The 4,759-nt window shown below is 60.8% G+C and carries 5 protein-coding genes; 4 read left to right on the top strand and 1 reads right to left on the bottom strand.

Features of this window, described 5'->3' with window-relative positions:
• Positions 1-1,521 (top strand): sigma-54 interaction domain-containing protein (locus AC1DVH_RS26145; protein WP_477756231.1); only part of this gene is annotated, 1,521 nt, incomplete at its 5' end.
• Positions 1,522-1,675: 154 nt separating this feature from the next.
• Here AC1DVH_RS26145 and AC1DVH_RS26140 read toward each other — a convergent pair.
• On the bottom strand, positions 1,676-2,725 hold the full coding sequence (locus AC1DVH_RS26140) for a LacI family DNA-binding transcriptional regulator (protein ID WP_477756230.1): 1,050 nt from the start codon (positions 2,723-2,725) through the stop codon (positions 1,676-1,678).
• Positions 2,726-2,907: 182 nt separating this feature from the next.
• On the opposite strand from AC1DVH_RS26140, the gene AC1DVH_RS26135 reads away from it, so the two are divergent.
• The 3 genes from AC1DVH_RS26135 to AC1DVH_RS26125 all read left to right on the top strand — a co-directional run.
• The gene (locus AC1DVH_RS26135; protein WP_477756229.1) at positions 2,908-4,020 is read left to right on the top strand and encodes a fatty acid desaturase family protein; all 1,113 of its coding nucleotides are present in this window, start codon (positions 2,908-2,910) and stop codon (positions 4,018-4,020) included.
• Between the two features lie 37 nt (positions 4,021-4,057).
• The gene (locus AC1DVH_RS26130) at positions 4,058-4,378 is read left to right on the top strand and encodes a MocE family 2Fe-2S type ferredoxin (RefSeq protein WP_007991153.1); all 321 of its coding nucleotides are present in this window, start codon (positions 4,058-4,060) and stop codon (positions 4,376-4,378) included.
• Between the two features lie 18 nt (positions 4,379-4,396).
• A partial coding sequence (locus AC1DVH_RS26125) for an FAD-dependent oxidoreductase (RefSeq protein WP_477756228.1) occupies positions 4,397-4,759 on the top strand: 363 nt, incomplete at its 3' end.

Raw genomic sequence — 4,759 nt, 5'->3', positions numbered from 1 at the left:
CGTCGGCGGCGCATGCATTGTGCCGCCGCGCCGATCCGGGATGCCCAGGGCCGGACACTGGCCATGCTGACCCTGACCGCAGAGCCCGGCTGGTTTCATTTCCATACGCTGGGCACCGTCCAGGCCGCAGCCGAAGCGGTTTCACGGCAGATGGCGCTGCAGGCCTTGCTGGAAGAACAACAAACCGTGCTTGAAGTGCTGAACGAGGGACTGGTGGTGCTGGATGAGCGCGGCTGCATCAAGGCGCTCAACCGCTATGCCCGGCAATTGTTTCGCGTGGGCCTGGATTTGCTGGGCAGTCCGTTCCAGCGCCTGGGCCGGAGCGAACTGACCAATGAGGTTCTGCTGCGCGGCGGGGAAGGGCAGCAGTCTGAAGGGATAAGAGATCTGGATTGCACCTTTGAATTGCATGATCGCAGCCAACTGGCGTGCCTGGTGTCCGTGTGCTCACTGGAGCAGGGCGGGCGCATCGTCTCGCTGCGGGAGAACCGGCGCATCCGGGAAATTACCCGGCGGATCATCGGCACTCAGGCCAGCTACACCTTTGAAACCATTCAGGGCAGTTCGCGAGCCATTCAGGACGCGTTGCACCTGGGACGGATCGCCAGTCGCAGTGACTCGACCACACTGATCCTGGGCGAAAGCGGCACCGGCAAGGAGTTGTTCGCCCAGGCGATTCATAATGGCAGTGACCGCTGCAGTGGTCCTTTTGTGGCGGTCAATTGCGGGGCCATTCCGCGAGATCTGGTGCAGAGCGAACTGTTCGGGCATGTCGAGGGCGCCTTCACCGGATCGGCCCGCGGCGGTTCGGCCGGTAAGTTCGAATTGGCCGATGGCGGAACGATCTTCCTCGACGAAATCGGTGACATGTCTTTTGATGCCCAGGTCAGCCTGCTGCGGGTCTTGCAAGAAGGCGAGGTGACGCGGGTGGGCGCAAAGAAATCCCGGCAGGTGAATGTGCGCATCATCGCGGCCACCCACCGCAACTTGAGTCAGGCGGTGGCCGATGGTGCGTTCCGTGAGGATCTTTACTACCGGCTCAACGTACTGAACTTGACGGTTCCACCACTGCGGATGCGCCGCGAGGATGTGCCCTTGCTGGCGCAACATTTTCTCGGTCGTTGCGCACGCTCGCTGCGCAAATCGGTGCAGGGCATCTCGCCACAGGCGCTGGATATTCTTTGCGCCCACCACTGGCCAGGCAATGTTCGCGAGCTGGAAAACACCATTGAACGCGCGACCAATCTGGCAGTGACCGAACTGATCGAATCCGCAGATCTACCGCTCGAAATCAAACAAAGACTGCGGCCTTCGGCACCGGGAAGTGTGCCTGAACCTCGGGCAGCCCTGGACCTCGGCACCCATGAAATGAACGCGATCATCACGGCCCTCAGGGATACCCGCGGCAACATCCGCCTGGCCGCCAGACAGCTGAACGTTTCCCGTGGCGGGCTGTACAACAAGATGAACCGGTTTGGGTTGAGCGCCGATGCTTTTCGTGCGAGCCCTGACCTAGGTTGAGTTGACTGAAACACGACCCTGTGGCGAGGGAGCTTGCTCCCGCTGGGCTGCGCAGCAGCCCCAAACCCGATCACTGGGTTCTATCTGAAAGACCACGATTACCATATTGGGGGCGCTATGCACCCCAGCGGGAGCAAGCTCCCTCGCCACAGGTTCAGGGGCGGGCGTTTTCTGAGGTCATGATCTGCAGTGGAATATGAATTCGATGCCGGACAGGATCGAAGTCCGGCGTGGTCTGCAATTCGATCAGCAAGTCGACCAGCGCTGCCGCCAGCAATCGCGGCTGGGAATCGATGACCAGGCTGATCAATCCCTGCGCCATGGCCTGGCGCGACAGCTCGGTCGACTCTTGCAGGATGCAGCACAACGACGGTCGTTTCGGTAGCTGCGACAGAGCACTGATGATGCCGTCGCCGCCACCGCCGACCACGCACACACCTCGCAAGTCGGCATGCCGCGCCAGCAGGTCCAGCGTGRCCTCTTCGGTGATGTCGTTATTGTCCAGGTTGATCACCGCTTCAAGCAGCCGCAACCCCGGTGCGTGCTCTGTCAGGTAACTGCGCAGCCCCTCGACCCGCGCCTGATGGCCGAGGAAACGGTGGCCACCGAGCAACACCCCGACGCTGCCTTTGCGGGCGCCACAGGTGTGAGCCATCAGCCAACCCATGGTGCGTCCGACCTGGTGATTATCCTGGCCGATATAAGGCTCATCCGCCGCCTCGTGGATATCGGAGAGCAGCGCAATCACCGGCACGCCGGCCTCTCTGATCTGAGCGATGGCGGCATTGATCAATGGATGTGCAAAGCTGACCACAGCCAAGCCATCGCACTGCACTGCCAGTTGTTCGATCTGGGCAATGATCGCGCTGGGCGTGCGATCGAAAACGTACTCGAATTGAATGCTCAAGTTGGCGCCGGTTTGACGCTGTGCTGCTTCAGTGATGGCGGCGGCCACGTTGCTATAAAACGCCTGGGCGGTGCCAAGCAAGAGGATGCCGAAACGGTAGCTGGGACGTCGTTCGCGGATCCGCTGGCCGATCAGTCGGGCAGCGAAATAACCCACCGCCTCGGCGGCCTGGAACACCTGTTCGGCGGTGTCCGGGTTGACCGGCGCCCTGGCGTTGAGCACCCGGTCCACGGTGGCGACACTCAAGCCAGCGTGCTCGGCGACGGTGGCGATGGTTGGGCGTTTAGTGGTGTTCATGGCGGCCCCGGCAAACGCTTTGATAGAAAACTATCAAGCTTCAATGGGCCTGGATGATAGCTTGATAGGGAATGTAATCAAGGGCTTGAGGGTAATCAGTGCGCTCTCTATCTTTTCGCAAGCGATGTGATCCCGCATCGAAGCAAGTGCCCAAAACCATCAAGCTTGCGGAGAACAATAAAATGCCTGAACAAAACGCAGCCTATGAACGCCCCGATAAACCCGTGCCTCGGGATTATCGATTGATCGGTCCCGAAGCCGCCAAAGCGGCGGAAAAAGGCCTGGTGTCAGCCAGTTGGTACCAATCGCCCATTTCCCGTAAACGCATGAAGGAATTGATGCAGCGCCGCGACGGCCCGGCCTTGCGCGATACCGCGATCTGGCTGCTCTCGATGGTCGTCACCGGGTTCGGTGGCTACTGGTTCTGGGGCTCCTGGGCCTGCGTTCCGTTCTTCTTCGCCTACGGGTTGCTCTACGGCACGGCGTCGAATGCCCGTTGGCATGAAGCCGGTCATGGCACGGCGTTCAAAACCCGCTGGATGAATGATGCGGTCTACCATTTGTCGAGCTTCATGTTCATGTTCGAACCCCATGTCTGGCGCTGGAGCCACGCCCGGCACCACACCGATACCATCATCGTCGGCCGCGACCCGGAGATCGTCGAGCCGCGCCCGCCGAGCCTGATCATGATGGTGCTAAGCCTGTTCAGGATGCCTTATGCAATCAAAACGATGTGGTCGGTCTGCCGGCATGCGACCGGGCGAATGGCTGAAGAAGAGCAGACCTTCATCCCCGAGTCCGAGTGGCCCAAGGTCTTTACGGCGGCGCGCATCTGGCTGGTGATTTATGGGCTGACTCTGGCGGCTGCGTTGTATCTGCAGAGCTGGTTGCCGCTGATGTTTATCGGTTTGCCAACCCTGTACGGCGGCTGGCTGTCCTACCTGTTCGGCCTGACACAGCATGTCGGCCTGGCCGAGGATGTGCTCGATCATCGCAGCAACTGCCGGACCATTTACATGAACCCGCTGCTGCGCTTTATGTACCTCGACATGAACTATCACCTCGAGCATCACATGTACCCGATGGTGCCGTTTCATGCGCTGGCGCAGCTTCACGAAGAGATTCGCCACGACTGCCCGCCGCCGTACACCAGCCTGTTCGAGGCCTTCCGGGAAATCCTCCCGACTATCTGGAAGCAGCGCAAAGACCCGACCCATTACGTGCGTCGCCCTTTGCCCCAACGCGCAGCGCCGGCCGCCAACGCCCAGGCAGAACCTGAAGCAACGCCGGCCTGACACCTTCCCGTTTTTACCACTAACAAGAGAAAACGCCATGACCGATCAATGGATCGATGTCTGTGCCGTGGGCGAAATAAATGAAGAAGATGTCATTCGTTTCGACCATGGCCCGCACACCTATGCCGTCTACCGCTCCGCAGACGACGAGTTCTTCGCCACCGCGGGTCTGTGCACCCATGAGTCCATCCACCTCGCCGATGGCCTGGTGATGGAGCATGTCATCGAGTGCCCCAAGCACAACGGACGCTTCGACTACCGCTCCGGCAAAGCCCTGGGTGCGCCGGTGTGCGTCAACCTCAAGACCTATCCGGTCCGGGTCGAGGCGGGGCGTGTCTTGCTCGCCATTTCGGTTTAACTGCCCGGAGTCTGTGCCATGAATCCTGCCAATGCTCCACTGGTTATCGTTGGCGCCGGGCATGCCGGTGGCCGCGCGGCCCTGACCCTGCGGGCCGAAGGTTATCGCGGTCGCCTGATCCTGATCGGCGACRAATCCCACCCGCCCTACGAACGTCCGCCGCTGTCCAAAGGGCTGTTACAGGGCACGGTTGAACTGGCGGGTTGCAGTTTGTGCGATAGCGCTCGACTCGCCGAACTGGACATCGAACACCTGGCCGGTAACCCGGTGAAAAAACTCGATCCGCAGCAGCATCGATTGCAGTTGGCCGACGGCAGTTGGTTGCATTACGCCCGTCTGTTGCTCGCGACCGGGGGCAGGGCGCGGCTGTTACCCTCAGTG

Source organism: Pseudomonas sp. P4_C3, assembly GCF_056402075.1.
This window is presented reverse-complemented; position numbering and strand designations above follow the sequence as displayed.